At 66.9% G+C, this 21040-nt stretch carries 15 protein-coding genes; 5 read left to right on the top strand and 10 right to left on the bottom strand.

Annotation, left to right across the window (positions count from 1 at the left end; translation table 11 throughout):
• Window positions 1-309: 309 nt before the first annotated feature.
• Window positions 310-918, bottom strand: coding sequence for a DUF2147 domain-containing protein (locus tag ACQR1Y_RS29425; protein ID WP_434879134.1), 609 nt, complete (start codon window positions 916-918; stop codon window positions 310-312).
• A gap of 171 nt (window positions 919-1089) precedes the next feature.
• The gene (locus ACQR1Y_RS29420; protein WP_434879133.1) at window positions 1090-2118 is read right to left on the bottom strand and encodes an NAD(P)/FAD-dependent oxidoreductase; all 1029 of its coding nucleotides are present in this window, start codon (window positions 2116-2118) and stop codon (window positions 1090-1092) included.
• Window positions 2119-2297: 179 nt separating this feature from the next.
• Between ACQR1Y_RS29420 and ACQR1Y_RS29415 the strand changes: the two genes are divergently transcribed.
• The gene (locus ACQR1Y_RS29415; protein WP_434879132.1) at window positions 2298-2765 is read left to right on the top strand and encodes an acyl-CoA thioesterase; all 468 of its coding nucleotides are present in this window, start codon (window positions 2298-2300) and stop codon (window positions 2763-2765) included.
• Window positions 2766-2819: 54 nt separating this feature from the next.
• Here ACQR1Y_RS29415 and ACQR1Y_RS29410 read toward each other — a convergent pair whose 3' ends face one another.
• A complete protein-coding gene (locus tag ACQR1Y_RS29410) occupies window positions 2820-3140 on the bottom strand; it encodes a 2Fe-2S iron-sulfur cluster-binding protein (protein ID WP_012028715.1) in 321 nt (106 codons plus the stop codon).
• A gap of 83 nt (window positions 3141-3223) precedes the next feature.
• A complete protein-coding gene (locus tag ACQR1Y_RS29405; RefSeq protein ID WP_434879131.1) occupies window positions 3224-3598 on the bottom strand; it encodes an Hpt domain-containing protein in 375 nt (124 codons plus the stop codon).
• A gap of 386 nt (window positions 3599-3984) precedes the next feature.
• Here ACQR1Y_RS29405 and ACQR1Y_RS29400 point away from each other — a divergent pair, with 386 nt between their 5' ends.
• A complete protein-coding gene (locus tag ACQR1Y_RS29400; protein ID WP_434879130.1) occupies window positions 3985-9603 on the top strand; it encodes a methyl-accepting chemotaxis protein in 5619 nt (1872 codons plus the stop codon).
• Between the two features lie 409 nt (window positions 9604-10012).
• On the opposite strand, the gene ACQR1Y_RS29395 is transcribed toward ACQR1Y_RS29400, so the two are convergent.
• From ACQR1Y_RS29395 to ACQR1Y_RS29385, 3 genes are all read right to left on the bottom strand, one after another.
• The gene (locus ACQR1Y_RS29395; protein ID WP_434859577.1) at window positions 10013-10894 is read right to left on the bottom strand and encodes an MlaD family protein; all 882 of its coding nucleotides are present in this window, start codon (window positions 10892-10894) and stop codon (window positions 10013-10015) included.
• Window positions 10895-11044: 150 nt separating this feature from the next.
• Complete coding sequence (locus tag ACQR1Y_RS29390; RefSeq protein ID WP_434879129.1) at window positions 11045-11815, bottom strand: ABC transporter ATP-binding protein; 771 nt, start codon at window positions 11813-11815, stop codon at window positions 11045-11047.
• 6 nt (window positions 11816-11821) lie between these two features.
• Window positions 11822-12955 carry an MlaE family ABC transporter permease gene (locus ACQR1Y_RS29385; RefSeq protein WP_434859575.1) on the bottom strand — a complete coding sequence of 378 codons (1134 nt, stop codon included), beginning with the start codon at window positions 12953-12955 and terminating at the stop codon, window positions 11822-11824.
• Window positions 12956-13111: 156 nt separating this feature from the next.
• Between ACQR1Y_RS29385 and dgcA the strand changes: the two genes are divergently transcribed.
• Window positions 13112-14107, top strand: a complete 996-nt coding sequence (gene dgcA / locus ACQR1Y_RS29380; RefSeq protein WP_434879128.1) for an N-acetyl-D-Glu racemase DgcA — start codon at window positions 13112-13114, stop codon at window positions 14105-14107.
• Here the strand turns inward: dgcA and ACQR1Y_RS29375 are convergent.
• Window positions 14089-15276 carry an MFS transporter gene (locus tag ACQR1Y_RS29375; RefSeq protein WP_434879127.1) on the bottom strand — a complete coding sequence of 396 codons (1188 nt, stop codon included), beginning with the start codon at window positions 15274-15276 and terminating at the stop codon, window positions 14089-14091. The two genes, dgcA and ACQR1Y_RS29375, sit on opposite strands and share 19 nt — an antisense overlap.
• Window positions 15277-15351: 75 nt before the next feature.
• Here ACQR1Y_RS29375 and ACQR1Y_RS29370 point away from each other — a divergent pair, with 75 nt between their 5' ends.
• Together ACQR1Y_RS29370 and ACQR1Y_RS29365 are read left to right on the top strand one after the other, a co-directional pair.
• Entirely contained in the window at window positions 15352-16962 is a 1611-nt protein-coding gene (locus ACQR1Y_RS29370; protein WP_434879138.1) for a hypothetical protein, read from the top strand.
• A gap of 158 nt (window positions 16963-17120) precedes the next feature.
• Entirely contained in the window at window positions 17121-18845 is a 1725-nt protein-coding gene (locus ACQR1Y_RS29365; RefSeq protein ID WP_434879126.1) for a caspase family protein, read from the top strand.
• Window positions 18846-18856: 11 nt separating this feature from the next.
• Here ACQR1Y_RS29365 and ACQR1Y_RS29360 read toward each other — a convergent pair whose 3' ends face one another.
• Window positions 18857-19846 (bottom strand): threonine ammonia-lyase, encoded by a 990-nt coding sequence (locus ACQR1Y_RS29360; RefSeq protein WP_434879125.1) that lies wholly within the window; start codon window positions 19844-19846, stop codon window positions 18857-18859.
• Between the two features lie 49 nt (window positions 19847-19895).
• Window positions 19896-20708 carry a UDP-2,3-diacylglucosamine diphosphatase gene (locus ACQR1Y_RS29355; protein ID WP_434879124.1) on the bottom strand — a complete coding sequence of 271 codons (813 nt, stop codon included), beginning with the start codon at window positions 20706-20708 and terminating at the stop codon, window positions 19896-19898.
• Window positions 20709-21040 lie beyond the last annotated feature (332 nt).

Genomic DNA, 21040 nt, shown 5'->3' with positions numbered 1-21040 from the left:
TGAGCGGGGAAGGGAAACGGGGCGTTGCCGCATGGCCCAAGCCACCGCGCCCTTCCTCGACTCTACTCGTAAAGCCATCGCGCAGGGAATGCCGGGTTGATCCGGCTGCACCTGTGGTACCTGCCGCCTGCATTTTTTTACGCAGGCGGGCCATGGGTGAGGCCATCACCCGGCATTCCCTGCGCCCTCTCACGTCGAGAGGGTCACGGTTCATCACAGCTCGGACGCAATGCGCCGCGAGATCGCGACATCATGTCACTGCGAGATAGCACAGGACGCTCATCACCCGCGCCTCGGTCGTGCGACGAACTACTTCGCCGGCGCCGGCTTCTTCATCATCGGCGGCGCCTGCTTCGCGCCTGGAGCGGTCGCGGTCGTCGCCTGTGCCGGCAAGTACTTGGCGATGATGGCGGGGTCGATCTGCGCCATGTTGGTATCAGGCAGGCGCGCCCAGGTCTCGTCCTTGCCGAGCAGCGAGAAGCCGAGATAGCCGCGCAAGGTCAGCGACTGGCCGTCCGGGCTGACCTTCATGTTGGCCTTCCAGATGTTGCCGTCGCGCGGATTGAGCACGTTGCCGCCTTCGTACTTCAAGCCTTCGCGCTTCATGTCGCGCACGAAGGAGATGCCGAGGATCGGCGCGTTCTTGCGGTCGTCGGCGCATTTCGAGCAGACCTCGTTCGGATTGTCGCCCGGACGCGGAAACGTCTTGGCGATCACGCCCTCGAACACGCCGTCATGATCGATGAACAGGAACCATCCGACCGGCCGGCCATCCTCGACCTTCTGCCACAGCCCGGCCGCGGTCGGCTCTGCCGCCAGCGCCGGCCGCGTCAGCAGCGCACCGGCAACGACGAGCGCGCCGAGCGCAAACGTCGCAGCAGGAGACACGAGCCGAAGTCGGGGAAACGCATTGCGCATCATCATCTCACCTTGACCAAGTCAAAAAATGAATGGCCGCACAGTACGACCGTTTCATGCACCGTTCCAGCCCATAACAGGTCTGGCGTGCCGGTGAAACCGGCACGCGCAGGAAACATTTCTTCACATTTGAGTTGGTCCGGCGGCGCCGGGTTCCATCACAGCAGCAAATTAGTTCACGCCGAGCTTCTTCTGCAGGCTCGACGACGACGTCGTGTACTGGAACACCAGCCGCTTCTCCGGATACACGTAGCGGTGCGCCTTCTGCGCCATCAGCGCCCCCTCGTGGAATCCGCACAGGATCAGCTTGATCTTCCCCGGATAGGTGTTGATGTCGCCGATCGCGAAGATACCGGGCACGCTGGTCTCGAACGCCGACGTCTCGACCGGGATCAGATTGTTTTCGAGCGCGATGCCCCAGTCGGCGACGGGACCGAGCTTCATCGTGAGCCCGAAGAACGGCAGCATCATCTCACAGGGTATGGTCTCGACCGCATTGTCGTTGCCCTTAATAGTCGCTGCGGACAACTGGCCGTTCGCGCCTTCGAGTGCGGTGACCTGACCGATGCGCAGATCCATCTTGCCGGAGGCGACGAGCGCGCGCATCTGCTCGACGCTGTGAGGCGCCGCACGGAAGTCGTCACGGCGATGGATGAGCGTGATGCGCTTGGCGATGGGATGCAGATTGAGCGTCCAGTCGAGCGCGGAGTCGCCGCCGCCGACGATGACGACGTTCTTGTCGCGGAACTGCTCCATCTTGCGCACGGCATAGAACACCGACGTGCCTTCATAGGCCTCGATGCCCGGTACCGGCGGACGCTTCGGCTGAAACGAGCCGCCGCCGGCCGCGATCACCACGACCTTGCACTCGAACACCTTGTCCGCGTCGGTGGTGACGCGAAAGCCGGGATCTCCGATCTTCTCCACGCTCGTGACCATCTCGCCGAGATGGAAGGTCGGACTGAACGGCTTGATCTGCTCCATCAGCTGATCGGTGAGGCCCTGCCCCGTCACCATCGGCACGCCTGGAATGTCGTAGATCGGCTTCTCCGGATAGAGCTCGGCGCACTGCCCGCCGACCTTGTCGAGGATGTCGATCAGATGCGCCTTGATGTCGAGCAGCCCCAGTTCGAATACGGCGAACAGTCCGCAGGGACCCGCGCCAATGATCAGCACATCGGTCTTGATCGCTTCACTCATGTCGCTCTTCTCGTTGGAGGTGCCGCTCGGAACATGGCGGCAGATGGCGGTTCCGAATTTGTAGCCAACGGCCCGGGTTCAGGGAAGGCACAAAAGCCGCCCCGCTCCGCGCCGAGGGCGGCTTGCAGCGAGGAGCCTAGCGAGGTTTGAAGAAGAGACGGAATGATGGAGATCAATCGGTGACAGAGACCGCCCGCCACGACCAGACGCCTGTGCTCGAGGACTTCCCCTACCGCCTCACGGACAATGTCCGTTTCGGCGACCTCGACCCCAACCAGCACGTCAACAATGCGGTCTACGCGACCTATTTCGAGACCGGCCGGGTGACGCTGATGAAGGACCCGCGCCACGGCCTGCTGCAGGATGGGCTCGCCTGGATCATGGTGCGGCTCGACATGCATTTCCGCGCCGAGCTGCGCTGGCCGGGCACAATCGAGCTGGGTCTGGGGGTCGTGAAGCTGGGGCGGACATCCGTGACCTGCGAGCAGGTCGTGTTCTCGGACGGGCGCTGCGTGGCCTCGGCCACGGCGGTCATGGTGCTCATCGACGAGGTGACGCGCAAGCCGGCGCCGCTGACGCCGCAGGTCATCGCGGCGTTGAAGCCGTGGGCGCGCCGCGGCGCGACGATCGCAGCGCCGCCGGCCTAGGCCGGACGGCGCCAGTCGGGAGATGCCGTGAGCAGGGAGGCCGAAAGCGGGAGATCAGGCCTGACGCTCGGGCGTCGCGACGACGAGGCCGTCGAGCTCGTCGGACACCTTGATCTGGCAGGCGAGGCGCGAGTTCGGCCGGACGTCGTAGCCGAAATCGAGCATGTCCTCTTCCATCGGGGTCGGCGGGCCGACCTTCTCGCGCCAGGCTTCGTCGACATAGACATGGCAGGTCGCGCAGGCGCAGGCGCCGCCACATTCGGCCTCGATGCCCGGAATGGCGTTGCGGATCGCCGCTTCCATCACGGTCGCGCCGTTCTCGATGTCAACGGTTCGGGATTCGCCGGTGTGGTCGACAAAGGTGATCTTGGCCATGTGTGCTCGTACTGCGCAGGGAATGAGGTCGGGCTGTCCTATAACGGACCGCCCTGCTCCGCGCTAGTGCCGCGGATGGCCGCTCAGGACGCCGCGAGCATGTCCGAAATGGCGGCGCGGGCCTGTGCGACGGCCGTGCCGAGCCAGGCCAGGGCCGACTCGGGATCCCCCTCCCGTAGGGCCGCTTCGAGGCCCTCGGCGGCGTCGGCGACGTCGAGGGCGCCGATGGCGCGGGCGGAGCCCTTGAGCGTGTGGGCGACGGTGGCCGCATCCTCCGGCATGATCTGCAGCCGCTCCAGCAGGCGGACGGCCTGGGTGGAGAACATTTCGAGCACTTCCCGCTCGAGCGCGGTGTCGCCCAGGGTCATCCGCCGCAGCAGGTCGAGGCTGATCGGCCCGTCATCGGGAACCAGCGGTGGCGAGGGCATCCATTCGATCCGTGACAGGTCGGGAGTCATGGCGGCTATTCCGGTCCGGCGGACGCATCCTGTGCGCCCCTGTGGTGAGCCAAGCACGACAATGGTTAATGTATCGTTACCGACCGATTGCCGCGGGTTTGCCGCGATTTGGGCCAGTGTCCGCCCCAATCGCGGCCGAAACGGGAATTCGCAGAACATCAAAGTGTTAACGGCGGCTGCTGTTAACGATGATTAAGAATCTCTTAACCACGACCATTTCTTTCAACAGGCACTGCCAATAGGATGATCCCCGGATGGAGTGGGTCACCCGGCGGAATTTGCCACCCCTGGTGCCTGCAGAGGGATGACGTCCGGTTCGAGCGCTTCGAGGGGGTACTCGTACGCGGCTCGCCGGAACGAAATTAAGACGAGGGCTCGGACTCAACATGGCGAACACCCCGAAAAAGGTCAAAGACCCGACTGAAGTTGCGCTGTCCGCCATTCAGGAGGCTTTGAACATCAGCGATTCGTCCGCGCCCCAGGACTCGCAGGGCCAGGCGCGCGCTGAGGGGACGATGCCGGCCATGCCGAGCGGCGGGTTCGAGCAGTTCGACGCCCGCCCCGGCGCCGACCGCGGTCCCAGCCTCGACGAGATCGAGCCGCCGCCGATCGCCGCGCGCCGTCCCGCCAATGACGATCGCGAGACCATCGGGCAGCTGCTGCAGGCGATCCAGAAGGGCCGCCCGTCACGCGGCGTCTACACGATGGCCACCGTGTTTGCCGGCATCTGGATCGTCGGCTGCGTCCTGCTGACCATCGGATTCCTGCCCGCGCTGCAGGCCCTGATCGGCCAGAGCGGCGGCGTGCTCGTGCTCGCCGGCCTTGCCGCCGTGTTCTTCGCCCCTGTCCTGCTGTTCTATTTCCTCGCGAGCCTCGCCTGGCGCGGCCAGGAGCTGCGCATCATCGCGCAGTCGATGGCGCAGGTCGCGATTCGCTTCTCCGAGCCGGAAGGCGCCGTCAGCGATTCGATCGTGACGGTCGGCCAGGCCATCCGCCGCGAGGTCGCGGCGATGGGCGACGGCGTCGAGCGCGCGATCGCGCGCGCGGGCGAGCTCGAAATGCTGGTCGCCAACGAGGTCGCCGCGCTCGAGCGCGCCTATAGCGACAACGAGGTCCGCATCCGCGCCCTGCTCCAGGACATCGCGCATCAGCGCGACAACCTGGTCGGTCAGGCCGAGCAGGTCCGCAGCGCCATCTCCGGCGTGCAGATCGATCTGCGCCACGACATCGCGCTGATCTCGGACGCGATCGCCTCGCGCGTGGACGAGGTCGCCAAGAGCATCACCGGCGCGCTGGAAGAGCGCGGCGCCCACATCACCTCAGCCCTCAGCAACGCCGGCGACAACATGATCCTCGCGCTCGGCGAGCGCGGCGGCGACCTGCTGGACCGCCTGGAGGAAGCCAGCGCCGAGACCACCCGCGCCGTGCTCGACGCCTCCGAGCGGCTGACGACCAGCCTCAACTTCAAGACCGGCCACGTCCACGACGAGTTCGCCGATCTGTCCGACCGCGTCCACGAGATGCTCAACGAGCGCATCGACCGCATCACCAGCGAGTTCGAGCAGCGCACGGCGGCGATCGTCGACGGCATCTCGGTGCGCACCGAGCAGGTCCATGATTCATTGAAGGCGTCGGGTGAGTCCCTCCTGCTCGAACTCGAGCTGCGCGGCGGCGATCTCGTCACCAAGATCGACGAGGCCAGCCAGCGCCTGTCCGGCCACATCGTCACCTCGGGCGAAAAGGCGAGCGAGTCGCTGGACGCGACCGTGAACTCGCTGGTTGCGAAGGTCGTAAGCCAGACCGAGAGCACCCACGACACGCTGTCGATGCAGATCAGCGCCTTCGACGAGCTGGTGAAGAACCAGGGCACGGAGCTCGCCGAGCGCTTTGCGCGCGACAGCTCCACCCTGGGAGCCCTGATCACGCGGCACATCACCGAATTCGACCGCACCGTGAAGACCTATGGCGGCGAGATCGTCGAGCGCATGGGCCAGCGCACCCAGGAGATCTCCGACAATCTCAAGACCTATGTCGACACCTTCGACACAAGGCTGTCGACCAACAGCGGCGAGATCACCGCGACGCTGGACCAGCGGCTGACGCAGTTCGAAACCAACATGCAGGCGCGGATCAGCAGCTTCGATTCCACCTTCGACTCGAAGATCAAGAGCTTCGACGACAGCGTCGATGGCCGGCTGAAGGCGCTCGAGGAGAATTTCGACACCCGCGCGACCTCGGTCACCGCGACGATCGAAGGCCGCCTCGGCACCCTCTCCAACTCCCTGACCGACGGTGCCGCGCAGGTGCTAAGCGCGATCGACACGCGGCTGACCGTGCTGACGACGTCGCTGACCGACGGCTCGGCCCAGGCGATCCAGTCGATCGATTCCCGCCTCAACATCCTGACGTCGTCACTGACGGACGGCACCGACAAGGCGCTCGAAGCCATCGACGCGCGCATCGTCAGCCTGTCGAACATCATCGACGGCCGCAGCTTCGAGCTGACCGAAGCCGTCACCGCGCGCTTCCAGGACATCCATCAGGGCATCGAGACCCGGGTCGGCTCGATCGCCAGCGAGATCGATCAGCGCGTGTCGCAGTTCGAGGACCTGCTCGGCTCGCGCGTCGAGGCGGTCGCCGGCCGCATCGAGAGCAGCGGCCGCCAGGCCAGCGACGAGCTGATGACCCGCGCCGAGCTGCTGTCCGCTAGCATCAAGTCGCATGTCGAGGACGCCGAACGCGCCCTGACCAACCTCGTGGTCAACACCAGCGAGACCATCCAGACCGGCGCGCGCACGGCGCAGCAGTCGCTGCTCAGCGTCTCCACCGATGTCGGCTCGCAGCTCAAGAATACGTCCGCCGAGGTCGAGCGCGCCCTCTCCAGCGCCGGCAGCGGCGCCGCCGATGCGATCCTCAGCAGCGCCCGCGAGGCCCAGGCGACGCTGGTCACGGCCTCCGGCGAGACCGCCAACCAGATCAAGTCGCTGTCGTCGGACGTCGAGCGCACCCTCACGGCGGCGGGCTCGACCACCGCAGCGTCGATCCTGGCCGGCGCTCGCGAAGCGCAGAACACCCTAGTGTCGGCCTCCTCCGACGCCGCCAACCACGTCCGGTCGCTCGCGGTCGACGTCGAGCAGGCGCTCACGGCGGCGGGCTCCGCCACTGCGGCCTCGATTCTCGCCGGCGCGCGCGAGGTGCAGAACACGCTGGTGTCGGCGTCCTCGAATGCGGCCGAGCACGTCAAGTCGCTCGCGGCCGATGTGCAGCGCTCGCTCACCAGCGCTGGCAACGAGACCGCCGAGACCATCACGGCCGGCGCGCGCGAGGCCCAGCAGGCCCTGCTGTTGGCATCGAGCGAAGCGGCCGACCAAGTCAAGGCGCTGACCGTCGACGTGCAGCGTTCGCTCTCGATCGCCGGCACCACCACCGCGGAAACGATCACCGGCGGCGCCCGCGAGGCGCAGACCACGCTGATCAACGCCTCCTCGGAAGCCGCCAACCACGTCAAGTCGCTGGCCTCCGACGTCGAGCGCACGCTCGCCGCGGTCGGCACCAGCACCGCCGCCGTGATCGTCGACAGCGCCCGCGACGTCCAGACCAAGCTCGTGACCGCCTCGACCGAGGTTGCCGAGCACGTCAAGTCGCTGGCCGTCGATGTCGAGCGGACGCTGTCGTCCGTCGGCGCCGACACCGCGACCTCGATCCTCAACAGTGCCCGCCAGGCGCAGATGTCGCTGACCGCGACCTCCGCCGACACCGCCGCCACGCTGGTCGGCAGCGCGCGTGAAGCGCAGGCGGTGCTGACCACGACCACCACCGAGACGGTCGCGGTGATCGTCGCCGGCGCGCGCGAGGCGCAGACCGTGCTGACGGCGACCTCGACCGATACCGCGGGCCAGCTGAAGGCGATCTCGTCCGAGATCGAGAAGTCGATCAATGCGGTCGCGGCCAACACCACGGACGCGATCCAGAGCAGCGCGCTGAACGCGCAGAGCGCGCTGGTGGCCGCCTCCAACGAGGTCTCCACCCGCGTGAAGTCGACCTCGACCGAGATCGAGCGCTCCGTGCTCGCCGCGGGCAACTCGTTCGGCTCGGCCATGACCGGCAAGACCGACGAGATCGTCACCTATGTCCAGCAGCAGAGCGAGCGGCTGTCGCAGCTGCTCGACGGCAAGCGCGGCACGCTGGTCGAGACGCTGAACTCCAAGACCAACCAGCTGACGATCGAAATCGATCGCGTGACCACCGACGCGTTGAAGGCGATCGAGATCCGCGGCCAGGCCTTCGCGCAGACCGTGAACGGCAACGGCTCGGAGGTCGCCCGCACGATCACCTCGGCGAGCGAGGTTGCGACCACGGCCATCACCAAGTCGCTCAAGGAGCTGGAGCATGCCTCGCGTGCTGCGATCGAGCAGTCGCGCCAGGTGTCGGTCGCGGCGGTCACCGAGATGCAGGAGACCAGCAAGATCCTGCGCACCGACACGGTGGCGCTGTTCGAGCGGCTGCGTGAGGGCAACATCCTGCTGCAGGAGGTCCTGACCGGCGCCCATGACAACCTCAACTCGCTGGAGCGCGCGCTGGTCACCCGCGTCGCCGACTTCGTGACCGCGATGAACGACGTCACCTCGCGCAACGGCACTGCGACGCAGAACCTCGAGGACCAGCTCAGCGTCTTCAACGTCAAGACCACCAAGGCGCTCGAGGATCTCAACTCGCTGTCGAGCCAGTTCGACGCCCATGGCAAGGCCCTCATCGAGGCCGCCGCCATCGTCGAGCAGAGCAACCGCGACGCGACCGTCTCGATCTCGGACCGCAAGACGACGCTGGAATCGCTGGTCACCACCATCGACCTGCGCACGGCCGATCTCGACCAGCGCCTGACGCGCTTCACCACCCTGCTCGACGAGTCCTTGGCGGCCGCCGAGGAGCGGGCGCGCGATATCGCCCGGGTCGTGGCGGAAACGGCGGGAGCGGGTTCGACCGCGCTCAGCCGGCAGTTCGAGGCCATCCGCACCAATGCGGAGGAGGAACGCCGCCTCACGACGCAGCAGATGCAGGAGATCTACCAGCAGAGCACGCAGGAAGCCGATGCGATGTTCAAGCAGTCGGCCGAGAAGTTCGCGTCGCTGGTCTCGAGCATGAAGCAGATGACGGCCGAGATGCAGCGCGAGCTCGACGCCACCCGCAACGAGCTGCGCCGCGGCGTGCTGGAGATGCCGCAGGAGGCGGCCGAGAGCACCGCGCAGATGCGCAAGGTCATCGTCGACCAGATCGAGGCGCTGGCCGAGCTCAACCGCATCGTCGCCCATCACGGCCGTGGACTCGACGTGGTCAGCCCGTCGCGTCCCGCGGCGGTCGCTGCCCCCGCGGCGGTGATGCGCCAGGAAGAGCCGGTTCCGGTCGTCGCCGCTGCCGTTGGCGGCCGGCCCGACATGCGCCTGCGCGAGCCGGCCGCAACCAGCGTCGCCAACCTGCCGCCGCCGGATCTCGGCATGCAGCCCCCGGCTCCGCCGCCCCCGCCGCGCCGGGTCGAGGCGCCGCCGATGGGCCCGGTCGCCGATCAGCGCAGCGACAATTGGCTGTCCGACCTGTTGAGCCGCGCCGACAACAGCACGGCCGGCCAGACCCCGCCGCGCGGCCGTGGACCGGCGCAGCCGCAGCAGCCCGGCAATCCGCTGGAGTCGCTGTCGCTGGACATCGCCCGGCTGATGGACCGCAATCTCGCGGCCGAGATGTGGGATCGCTACCAGCGCGGCGAGACCAAGGCGTTCTCGAAGCGGCTGTACACCCCGGCCGGCCAGAAGGCGTTCGACGAGGTCGCCCGCAAGTACCGCGCCGACCGCACCTTCAAGCAGACGGTCGACCGCTACATCACCGAGTTCGAGCGGCTGCTCGACGAGGTCGCCCGCGACGACCGCAATCCGCAGGCGCTGCGCGCGCAGCTCACCTCGGAGACGGGCCTAGTCTACACCCTCCTTGCCCACGCCGCCGGACGGCTGGCCTGACGGGAGGGGAAAGAGCGAGTAGCGGATGGCGAGGAGCCGACCAGCAACAGACAAGGAACGGAGGCCGAAAGGCCTCCGTTCTGCTTTTGGGTATGCAATGAAGACTTTTCGGCTTCGGCCAAGCCAGCCCGTCGCCCGCGCCAAAGCGATTTGGCGGAAAGGCATCATGCTCCGGTTCATGATCGAGATGAGGTGGTGCGGCCGCTCCGCGCGATCGTCGCCAACCCTGATGATGACGACGGAACGCGCCGCGACCTCCGTGTCACCCTCCCCCCCTGCAGGCGGCGCACGATGCCGATACTGGGAGATGTCAGAGCAGACAAAACACCAGAAAGCCAACGCCAGCGGCGCACAGCGTCAGGGCTCGCTCGCCCTCCTCGCTACGCCGCATTCGCTACTCGCCAATCCCTCAGCGCCGCCCACTTGTCGTCGGCGCGGCGGGCGCGGGTTGAGAGGCCTGGGCATTGCTCGGGCTCGTAGTCGAGCTGCTGGCGCCGAACAGGACGCGGGTCGGGTTGCGATCGAAATTGTTCACGGCGCGGCTGATGTCGGAGAGCGTCCGCCGGCCGTCGGCCATCAGGGCGCCGGAGCGCTTGTCGAAATCCTCGGCGAGCTCACGGATCGACTTCACGGTCAGGAACAGCTCGCCGCCGTCCTTGCCGCCGGCGAGCGTGTTGAGGCCGAGCATCAACGTATCCGCCTTGCCCATGATGCCGTCGACGCGGCTCATCACACCGTCGATGCGCTCGGAGTTGCGCGCCAGCGACTGGGTGAAGACCTCGAGATTCTTGATCGAGTTCTTCACCGCCTCCTGGTTGTCGGCGACGACCTTGTTGATGTTCTGCAAGGTGGCGCGGATCGCCTCGGTGACATCCTGCAGCCGGGTCGGATCGGCGCGGAGCAGCGGGACGCCGTCTTCATCGAGCGGCACCGGCGGCGCGGCTTCCTCGCCGCCTTTCAGTGAAATGGCAGCGACGCCGGTGAGACCCTGGAACTCGAGGCCGACCAGCGTGTCCTTGCGGATCGGAGCGTTGTTCTCGACCATTGCCAGCGCCACGACGCGGCGCGGATTGTCGAGCTTGACCGAGATCACCTCGCCGACGCGGATACCGTTGAAATTGACACTGCCGCCGTTGCGCAGGCCCGCGGCCGGCCCCTCGAACACGACGCGCAGCGGGCTGCGCTGCTTGGTGGTGTGCAGGCTCTGGAACCACAGGACGAAGCCGACCGCCGCGGCAAGCACGGCCAGCGTGAACGATCCGATCAGGACGTAATTCGCCCGCGTTTCCATTACCAACTCCGGTACAAGCACGTCTCAGCGGACATCCCAGCCGCCGCCGTGCGATCTCGGATGGCGCCGGACCGCGGCACCCACCCCATCAACTTGGTCGCGGGAGTCCCCACTCCCGCTCACAAAAATTCGTCCGTGGGGCGCTGTACGCTACCCCATCACGGCGCGAGCCCGCTTGCCGTGGAAATACTGCCGCAGCCACGGATGCTCCGAGGCCTGCATGTCGGCCATCGATCCCGCGGCGATGATCTTGCCGTCGCCCAGCACCGCGATGCGGTCGCAGGCCGTATAAAGGCTGTCGAGATCATGGGTTACCATGAAAACCGTCAGTCCCAAAGTGCGCTGCAGGGTGCGCACCAGCTCGTCGAAATCGCCTGCCCCGATCGGGTCGAGCCCGGAGGTCGGTTCGTCCAGGAAGACGAGTTCGGGATCGAGCGCCAGCGCCCGCGCCAGCGCCACGCGCTTGATCATGCCGCCGGACAATTCACTCGGGAAACGATCGGCAACATCGGGCCGCAATCCGACCATCACCAGCTTGGCGACCATGATCTCGTCGAGCAGCCGCTGCGAGACCTTGAGATATTCCCGCACCGGGAACTGGATGTTCTGCCGCACGGTCAGCGAGGAGAACAGCGCACCCTGCTGGAACAGCACGCCCCAGCGGCGCTCGACGGCGCGGCGGCCGGCGCGATCGGCCGCATCGAGGTCGACGCCGAACACCTCGATCTTTCCCGACAGCTTTGGCACCAGGCCGATGATGGTCCGGGTCAGCACCGATTTCCCGGCGCCGGAGGGACCGACAAAGCCCAGAATCTCGCCGCGCCTGACGTCGAGATCGAGCCCGTCGAGCACGCGCGTCTTGCCGAACTGCACGGTCACGTCGCGCACGCGGATGATCGGATCGGACACCTCCTGCGTCATGTCAGATCACATCCCGACCGCCGCGAAGAAGATCGCGAATACGCCGTCCATCACGATGACAAAAAAGATGCCCTTCACGACCGACGACGTAGTGTGACGCCCGAGCGACTCCGCGCTGCCCTGCACGGCCAAGCCCTCGACGCAGGCGACGATGCCGATCACGGCGGCCATCACCGGCGCCTTCAGGAGGCCCACCGTGAAGTGGTCGATCGAGATCGCATCGCGCAGCCGCAGCAGGAAGGCTTCGGGATCGACGCCGCCATAGAACCATGCGACCAGCCCGCCGCCATAGAGCGCGGCGATGTCGCCGAGGAACGACAGGATCGGCAGCGCGATCACCAGCGCCAGCATGCGCGGCAGGATCAACACCTCGATCGGATCGAAGCCCATGGTGCGCAGCGCGTCGATCTCCTCGCGCATCTTCATCGAGCCGAGCTCGGCCGTATAGGCGCTCCCCGAGCGGCCGGCGATCATGATCGCGACCAGCAGTACGCCGATCTCGCGCAGCACCAGCACGCCCAGCATGTCGACGACGAAGATGTCGGCGCCGAACCTGCGGAAATGGAAGATGCCCTGCTGGGCGATGATGCAACCGATCAGGAAGGTGATCAGCACGATGATCGGCACCGCGCGCCAGCACACCTGCTCCAGATGGTGGATGGTCGAGGTCAGGCGGAAGCTGCCGGGATGAATCAGCACCCGGCCGCTGGCGACGATCACGGCGCCGAGCATGTCGATCAGCGCGGCCACCGTGCCGACGATACCGGCAACGCTGCGGCCGATCTGCCCGAGCATGCCGGTGATGGTCACCGTGGTTGCATCGCCATCGGGCGCGGCGCTGACACGGCGCACCTCGTCGACCAGGCTGGCGTAGTTCGCGGACAGGCCGTCGATCCTGGCCTCGACGGTTCCCGTGGTGAAGCTGCGGCGCAGCCGCTCGATCAGCCAGGCCCCGAAGGTATCGAGCTTCGAGACCTGCGACACGTCGATGGAGACATCGACCTTCTTGCCGGCAAGCTTCTCGGCATCGGCAACGAGCCGCTCCAGCGACGGCGCGAACGGCGCAGTCCAGGCGCCGGTCGCGCGCAGCGACAGCGCATTGCCTTCACCGCTTCTCTGCAGATCGGGGCCGCCCTTCACAGCAATCCTCGGAACGTCAGATGTCCGCTCCTTGACGAGAAAAATCCCACCGCGTCGCCACCACCTTGCCGGAGACCCCCATCAACAGCCATAGTCGCTCCCCGCACGCAAGTCCCCAAGCGGCTCAATCCGGTTCACAATCGGCCAAACTTGATCATGACCTCGAACGGTTTTCCCACATTGGACGCTCATGTCGGCCGCTGGCCGATCGCCGGCAGCTTCACGATCAGTCGCGGCGCCAAGACAGAGGCCGTCACCGTCATCGCGGAGCTGCGGCTCGGCGCGATCGTCGGCCGTGGCGAATGCGTCCCCTACCCGCGGTATGACGAGACGCCCGAAGCGACGTTGAGCGCGCTGCTCGCGATGCAGGGCGCCATCGCCTCCGGTCTCGATCGCGACGGTCTGCAGACGGCGATGCCGCCGGGCGCGGCGCGCAATGCGCTCGATTGCGCGCTGCTCGATCTCGAAGCCAAGCGCAGCGGCCGGCGCATCTGGGACCTGCTCGGGCGCCGCGCGCCGGAGCCCTGCGTGACGGCCTACACGATTTCGCTCGGCGCGCCCGAGCTCATGGCCAAGGCCGCCGCAAAGGCGGCGCATCGCCCCCTGCTCAAGATCAAGCTCGGCGGTGACGGCGATCCGGCACGCATCGCAGCCGTGCGCGCGGCCGCGCCGCAATCGCAACTGATCGTCGACGCCAACGAATCGTGGACCGAGTCCAATCTGGAAACCAATCTCGCCGCCTGCGCCGAGGCCGGCGTCACCCTGGTCGAGCAGCCATTGCCGGCCGGGCAGGACGACGCCCTCGCGCGCATTTCGCGACCGCTCGCGGTCTGCGCCGACGAAAGCGTGCACGACCGCAACTCACTCGACGCGCTGCGCGGACGTTATGACGCCGTCAACATCAAGCTCGACAAGACCGGCGGGCTGACGGAAGGGCTCGCGATGGCGGACGCGGCGCGCGCGCTCGGCTTCGAGATCATGGTGGGCTGCATGGTGGCCACGTCGCTGTCGATGGCGCCGGCCATGCTGCTGACGCCGCTGGCGCGCTTCGTCGATCTCGACGGTCCGCTGCTGCTGGCCGAGGATTGTGCGCACGGACTGCACTACGACGGCAGCCTGGTCTATCCACCCGATCAGGCGTTGTGGGGCTGACGCGCGAGGCTCGGGCGCGCCAACCACATCAGCGCGCCGCCGGCCCCGGCCATGGCCGCCATCACGTAGTAGACGCCGGGCCCGTAGGCCGCGTAGACCGGCCCCGACAGCGCCGATGCCGCCGAACCGACGACGCCGCTGGCCGCAGCGTAGTAGCCCTGCCCTCGCGCCGTCAGTTGCGGCGGGACCTGGCGAACCAGCAGTCCCATCGTTCCGACCAGCGTCAGTCCGAACGTAAAACCGTGGCTGATCTGAACCGCCGCGAGGCCGAGCGCATGCGGCTCTTGCGCCGTCAGGGCCCAGCGCAGCACCGCCGCCACTGCGCCGATCACGACCAAATTTGCAGACGCCAGCGTGAGGCGCGGCGACACCGCAAACACCACGATTTCCGCCAGCACACCCATGGTCCAGAGCCAGGCGATCGTGAGCCCGCTGAGCCCCTGCGCTTTCCATTCGATCGCGGAGAACGTGTAGTAGGCGGCGTGACTGGCCTGGATCAGCGCCGAAGCGCCGATGATGCAGAGGAAGCTCGGCCTGCCTAGCAGGCTGCGCCCATCCTGCGCCGGACCTGAACTGCGCGGCAGCGGCGGCAGCGCCTGCAGCAGCAGGCTACTCGCCGCACCGCACAGCGCCACCGCGACGATGATCCAGATCAGCTCCGAGGATGCCACGACGTCGGCCAGCGCACCGCACAGCAGCGTGCCGACAATGAAGGCCGCGGATCCCCAGAGCCGCAGGCGGCCGTAGTTCAAACCGAAGCTGAGAACACCACGCAGCGCATACGCATCCGTCAGCGGCACGACCGGAGTCCACAGGCTGCAGAGGATCACATACGCGACAAAGACGAGCCATGGCTGCTGCTGAAAGCCGAGCACCGCAAAGCCGGTCGCAGTGGCGAAGGTTGTCACCCGCATCGCGCTGCGGAGCGCCTGCCGTCGTTCCGCCAGCGCCGTGATCATGGGCAAGACGGTAAAGCGGGTCACGGCCGGAACGGCGATGATCACGCCGATCCATCCGGCGTCGAGCCCGATTGCCCGTAGCCACACGGGAAAGAACGGCAGATGCGTGCCCGACAGCACGAACACGGCCCCATAGAACAGGCCCAACCTGCCCGCGAATCGGCGCGACAATACCGGCGTTGTGGTGGAGATTTGTCGGGACAGTGGCATCAATTCAATTGCGATTCGATCAATATCATGGTGATCGTTATGCCAACGCGCAGCAATTTGCGCGATGGGTTTGCCATGGTCGATGAAGTGTTCGCCCTTTCGCCGATTTCCGCCCGTGCGGCGCAGCCGAACGAGGCTGATTACGAGGCGATCCGCGATGCCTTCATGGAGACGTCCCGAGGCCGCTGGTTCCTCGGCGAGTATGCCAAGCGCAATCGCAATGCCGACACCAGCATGGTGCTCGACGCGGTGGCCCGCATCGAGCACGCGCTGGCGTCGCAACGCCAGCAGCAGCAGGAGATCGAACAGGCCGACAGCAAGGCTCTGCCGGAAGTGCTGGCCGTCATCCGTGCTGCCGTCGAGGATGCCGCTCTTGCGGCCGCCTCCGCGATCGACAGTCTGGCGCTGGAGCAGAATCTGGCTCCGGTGCGCAAGGGCACCCGGATCATCAAGGAAATCTCCTGGCGCTGGCGCGAGATCGGCGCCGACTCCCGGATCTGCGACCTGATCGACTCGCAGGTCACCTCGATCGAGTTCGCCTGCAACCAGCTTGCCAGCGCAGACCCGAAGGTCGCGCTGCTGGCGGCCTTCGAGATCATCAAGGCGCGGCTGAAGGAACTCGACGAGCGTCCCGTCCAGGTCGCTCCGGCAGCCCACGAGATGGCTGCGACGGCAGCACGGCAAGAAGCAGCCTCGGCTCCGATCATCGATGCACCCATCTTTCCTGAGGCGGAGACAGCGCGACATCCGGAGAGCGCAGCAGAGCAGCCGGCGCCGGCTGCATCTCCACTCGCAGCCACCAGCCCGCTGGTCGCGGCTGTCGCCTCGATCGAGGCGATCGAAACAGCCGCCGCGACCGTGGCAATTGTGTCCGAGGCCGGCGAAGCCGAACCGGTGCAGGCAGCCGTCCCCGCTTCCCCGCCTGAGGCCGTGGCCGCGCCGTCGATCGCCGAGGCGCTCGCGGATATCGAGCAGCAGGCTCCGGTAGCGGAGCTGGAGGACGCTGCAGCTGCCGAGGCGCAGGACGAGGCGATTCTGGAGCTGGTCGCAGCCGAAATGAGCGCGCCGGATCCGATGCTGGACGAGGACTTCAACCGGGCTCGCACGCTCGGCTTCGACATCGAGGAGCCGACCGCAGTCGACGACGACATCGTGGCAAGCTTCCGCGATCCCGGTCCGGCTGAAGTGGCCACGGACGTCGAACCAACCGACGTCAAAGCACCGGCTGTTCCTGTCGCGCCGGCACCGCCTCCGGCGCCCGTGGCCGATGCGCCGGCAGCCTCCGCACCGGCGCCCGTTGTACCGGCACCCGTTGCACCGGCGCCCGCCGCGCCAGTGGCAGCAGCGCCACCCACGGCGCCAACGGCAGTTCCGGATGCGCCGGCGCCGCTGCCCGAGTCCATCGCAGCCGAAACTCTGGCCGCGGTGGCTGCGGCCATGGCTGCTCCGCCGCCGCCTGCTTTCCCGCAGTCGGTCGTGACACCGGCCTCGCCGGCGACCTATCCGGCTGCTGCCGCGGCGGCCAGCACCAGCTCCTATGCCATGCCGAAGCCGGCCTATGAGCCGTCGCTGGGCTCGACGCTGCTGTCGAACGGCGTTTTGCAGCGGCCGCAGGCGCCGGCCAACGATGCGCTGGCCCCGATCCGCCGCATGACCCAGCCCGAGAAGGTCGCCTTCTTCTCGTAACACCCGAGCCGCTCGCCCCTGCGAGACGTACGGGCGGCTGCGACGATGTCAGCGGCGAACGCTCCGGTCGCTGGGTGACGCGGATCACGTACATCCGTTCGCGCTCTTCGTAGCTTGATCCTCAAGTCATCTCTTTGTGGATGCTCGAGGAGAACGCCGTGTCCATCACGCCCGTCCGTCGCCAAGGACCGTCTTGGACATCGCTGTTCGCGACCGCGCTGCTCGGCCTGACGGCCTGGCTCGGTCCGAACGCGAGCTGGGCTGCTAACAGCGACCTCGATATCCTTCAGGCCCCGCCCCGCGCCCTTGCTTCGCCCGCGCCGGCAATGGCCGAGAGCACGGCCATCGCGTCCCCCCAGGGCGTCGAGCCGCGCGTGGCGCTCGTCATCGGCAATGGCGAGTACCAGAACGCGCCGCGGCTGGAAAATCCCGACAACGACGCCCGTGCCGTCGCCAAGCTGCTGAACTCGGCCGGCTTCGAAGTGATCACCGCCACCGACCTGACGCAGAGCGAGATGGTGCAGGTCGTGCAGGACTTCTCGAGCCGGCTGGCGGCGCACGGGCCCAATGCAGTGGCGATGGTGTACTACGCCGGTCACGGCATCCAGCTCGCGGGCGAGAACTATCTCATTCCCGTCGACGCCCGCATCTCCGCCCCCTCCGATCTGACGACAAGCACGGTCCGTCTCGTCGACCTGATGGCGACGCTCGATGCCATTCCGAGCCGGATGCGGATCGTCGTGCTCGATGCCTGCCGCAACAATCCGTTTCCTGCCGTCAACGATGCCGGACGCGGGTTGGCGATCGTCGATGCGCCCAACGGTTCGATCGTCGGCTATTCGACGTCGCCCGGCGAAGAGGCGCTCGACGGCCGCGGCGAGCACAGTCCCTATACGCAGGCCTTTCTCAATCTCGCGCGCCAGCCGAACCTGCCGATCGAGCAGATGTTCAAGCGCATCCGCCTGCAAGTGAACCAGAGCACCGACGGACGTCAGACGCCGTGGGAGAGTTCATCGCTGACCAGCGACTTCACCTTCTTCGGCGACACGCTGGTTGCAGCCGGCCGCCCTGCCGACAAGGCGCCGGTCGTGCAGATGGCGGCGAACCTGCCCAGCCGGTCGGTCCGGCAGGCGTATGACTACGTGCTGTCCGAGAACCGTCCGCAATACTATCGCGAGTTCATCGAGCTCTATCCGCGCGACCCGCTCGCGGACCGGATCCGTGCTGTGCTCGCTGGCCTGGTTCAGGCGACGGCGTGGCACCAGACCGTGCTGGCCAATTCGCCGGCCGCCTACAAGAGCTTCAGCGAAACCTACGCCGACAGCCCCTACGCTCCCGTCGCGCTGCGCCTGCAGGCCCAGCCTCGGCCCATCCCGGTGTTGCAGCCGAGCCGTCTGATGATGTCGCCGCAGATCATGCCGGCGGCGCGGCCGCTCGCTCCGGCCGAGCAGATGCAGAGCCGGCCTGGCCCGCTGCCGAGATTGCCGCCCCCCAACATGCCGCCGCGTCAGCCGGTCCCCCCGACGGTGATCACGGGCAACAAGCCTCTCGGCAACACGGCTCCCAACAAGGTGCTCGAGCCGCGGCCTCCTGGCCAGTCCAAGATCGTCGACAAGACCGGACCGACCGCGAATCCGCCTGGAGCGACAAGGATTCAGCGTGATCCCCTCAAACGGTTTCCGCCGGGACGTCCGTTCGAAAGCCGAGAGGCCCGGCGTCCGGTTCCCGGCAATTCCGGTCCGTTCAAGACCATGAATTCTCAGCGCCCGACGTTCGCGCGAAGTCCGTCAACGATGCGCGGCGCTGGATCACCCCATTTTGTCCAGTCCGGCCCGCGTCCAGCGGGTGGAGGATTTGCACGCGGCGGTCTCGGTTTTCGCTGACGCCGCGCGCTTCAGGCAATCAGCTTCGCATACAGTTCGGCATCGACATTACCGCCGGAGAGAACGATCACTACCGTCTTGCCGGCGACGTCCAGACGACCGGCGAGCACGGCCGCCAGCCCCACCGACCCGCCGGGCTCGACGACGAGCTTCAGCTCCCTGAAGGCAAAGCCGACCGCCCGGCCCACCTCTTCATCCGAGGCTTCGACGGCCGCCGACAGCAGCCGGCTGTTGATGGCGAAGGTGATCTCGCCGGGGATGGCGGCCATCAGGGCATCGCAGATCGTACGGCCCTTCGCATCATGGGCTTCGCGATGCCCGGCCCGGAGCGAGCGCGCATGGTCGTCGAAGCCCTTGGGCTCGGCGACGACCATCTGCGTGCTCGGAAAACGGGCCTTCACCGCGGTCGAGACCCCGGCCAGCAATCCACCTCCCGAAGCCGGCACGATCACGACATCCGGCGACAAGCCGAGCGCCGACAGATCCTCCGCGATCTCGCGACCGACCGTCCCCTGCCCAGCGATCACGAAGGGATCGTCGTAAGGCGGCACCACCGTCGAACCGCGCTTCGCGGCGATCTCACGCGCGATCGCCTCGCGATCTTCGCGGTCGCGATCATAGAGCACGACATCGGCGCCGAAAGCCTTGGTGCGCTCGCGCTTGGCGGCCGGCGCATCCGAGGGCATGACGATCGTGGCATCCATGCCGAACAGCTGCGCGGCATGGGCGACGCCCTGCGCATGATTGCCCGAGGAGAACGCGACGACGCCGTTGGCGCGATCGGCCTCGGGAATCGAGGCAAGCTTGTTGTAGGCGCCGCGGAACTTGAACGAGCCGGTCCGCTGCAGCACCTCCGGCTTCACGAACACGTTGGCCTTCAGCCGGTCGCTGAGGACCGGGGCCGGCAGCAGCGGCGTGCGCACGGCAACATTTGCAAGCGTGGCCGCGGCCGCATCGATATCGGCAACGGTGACGGGCAGGATCGGGGCATGGGCTGTCATGCCCTATTTTACCGCGCCCCATCGCCGCGAGGCAAGCCGGGCGCGGCCTTCAGGCGGCGCGGGCCGTGAGCTGCGGAACCGGGGCCGGCTGCCGCTGCGGATCGGTCCAGGTCAGGATCTCGAACCGGCCATCCTCATGCTCCACTAGCGCCGTGCAGCTCTCCACCCAATCGCCGCAGTTCATGTAGCGGATGCCGTCCTGGTCGCGGATCACGGCGCAATGAATGTGGCCGCAGATCACGCCATCGGCGCCATGCCGCCGGGCTTCCGCCGCGAGCGCCGTCTCGAATGCGCCGATGTAGTTCACCGCATTCTTGACCTTCTGCTTGGCCCATTGCGACAGCGACCAATACGGCACGCCGAACATGCGACGGAAGAAGTTCACCAGGCGATTCATCTGGATCGCGAAGTCATACGCCTTGTCGCCGAGATGGGCGAGCCAGCGGGCGTTCTGCACGACGAGGTCGAAGATGTCGCCGTGAATGACGAGGTATCGTTTGCCGTCCTTTCCGGTGTGCACGATGTTCTCGACGACGTCGATGCCGCCGAAATGCGTGCCGTAATAGCCGCGCAGGAACTCGTCGTGATTGCCGGGGACGTAGACGACCTTGGCGCCTTTGCGCGCCTTGCGCAGCATCTTCTGGACGAGATCGTTGTGCGATTGCGGCCAGTGCCAGCTGGATCTGAGCGCCCAGCCGTCGATGATGTCGCCGACCAGATAGATCGTATCGGCATCGTGGTGACGCAGGAAATCGACGAGAAGATTGGCCTGCGAGCCGCGGGCCCCGAGATGAACGTCGGAGATGAAGAGCGTACGAAAGCGCCGCGTCGGGCTTTCTTCACCAGCAGTCTCAAGTCCCATGCGCGCCCACCTAACAGTCCCTGATGACACCGCAATGACAAGGTCAGTTCGGCAGAACCCATCCTGCCGCTTCCGACACCATGCGCGACGACTCGCGCTGTCCCCCGCCACTGCCCCGCGATACCAGCGCGGTGCGACAATCAGGCGACAGGAGCGGCGCTCAACGGGACATCGCGCGCGGCCGTGCCGCACAAAGATTGGGCGACGGCGTCGGCCTCTCCTGGGGCCTCCAGAGGAGTGCTGCGCGTTCATACTTTCAGGAATACTTTACGACCCCTGGTTCATGTTGACGATAATTGCCCGCAAAACCCGTTCCTCCCATGGCCAAGGAC

The organism is Bradyrhizobium sp. HKCCYLRH3099, from assembly GCF_051167855.1.
Classification (GTDB): domain Bacteria; phylum Pseudomonadota; class Alphaproteobacteria; order Rhizobiales; family Xanthobacteraceae; genus Bradyrhizobium.
This window is presented reverse-complemented; position numbering and strand designations above follow the sequence as displayed.

What these genes read in the sequence shown, in the direction of transcription:
- ACQR1Y_RS29410 (WP_012028715.1), bottom strand. Translation starts at nt 3,140, where the DNA reads ATGGCCAAGATCACCTTTGTCGACCACACCGGCGAATCCCGAACCGTT.
- ACQR1Y_RS29370 (WP_434879138.1), top strand. Translation starts at nt 15,352, where the DNA reads ATGGTCGATGAAGTGTTCGCCCTTTCGCCGATTTCCGCCCGTGCGGCG.
- ACQR1Y_RS29355 (WP_434879124.1), bottom strand. Translation starts at nt 20,708, where the DNA reads ATGGGACTTGAGACTGCTGGTGAAGAAAGCCCGACGCGGCGCTTTCGT.
- ACQR1Y_RS29425 (WP_434879134.1), bottom strand. Translation starts at nt 918, where the DNA reads ATGCGCAATGCGTTTCCCCGACTTCGGCTCGTGTCTCCTGCTGCGACG.
- ACQR1Y_RS29375 (WP_434879127.1), bottom strand. Translation starts at nt 15,276, where the DNA reads ATGCCACTGTCCCGACAAATCTCCACCACAACGCCGGTATTGTCGCGC.
- dgcA (WP_434879128.1), top strand. Translation starts at nt 13,112, where the DNA reads ATGACCTCGAACGGTTTTCCCACATTGGACGCTCATGTCGGCCGCTGG.
- ACQR1Y_RS29405 (WP_434879131.1), bottom strand. Translation starts at nt 3,598, where the DNA reads ATGACTCCCGACCTGTCACGGATCGAATGGATGCCCTCGCCACCGCTG.
- ACQR1Y_RS29420 (WP_434879133.1), bottom strand. Translation starts at nt 2,118, where the DNA reads ATGAGTGAAGCGATCAAGACCGATGTGCTGATCATTGGCGCGGGTCCC.
- ACQR1Y_RS29400 (WP_434879130.1), top strand. Translation starts at nt 3,985, where the DNA reads ATGGCGAACACCCCGAAAAAGGTCAAAGACCCGACTGAAGTTGCGCTG.
- ACQR1Y_RS29360 (WP_434879125.1), bottom strand. Translation starts at nt 19,846, where the DNA reads ATGACAGCCCATGCCCCGATCCTGCCCGTCACCGTTGCCGATATCGAT.
- ACQR1Y_RS29390 (WP_434879129.1), bottom strand. Translation starts at nt 11,815, where the DNA reads ATGACGCAGGAGGTGTCCGATCCGATCATCCGCGTGCGCGACGTGACC.
- ACQR1Y_RS29395 (WP_434859577.1), bottom strand. Translation starts at nt 10,894, where the DNA reads ATGGAAACGCGGGCGAATTACGTCCTGATCGGATCGTTCACGCTGGCC.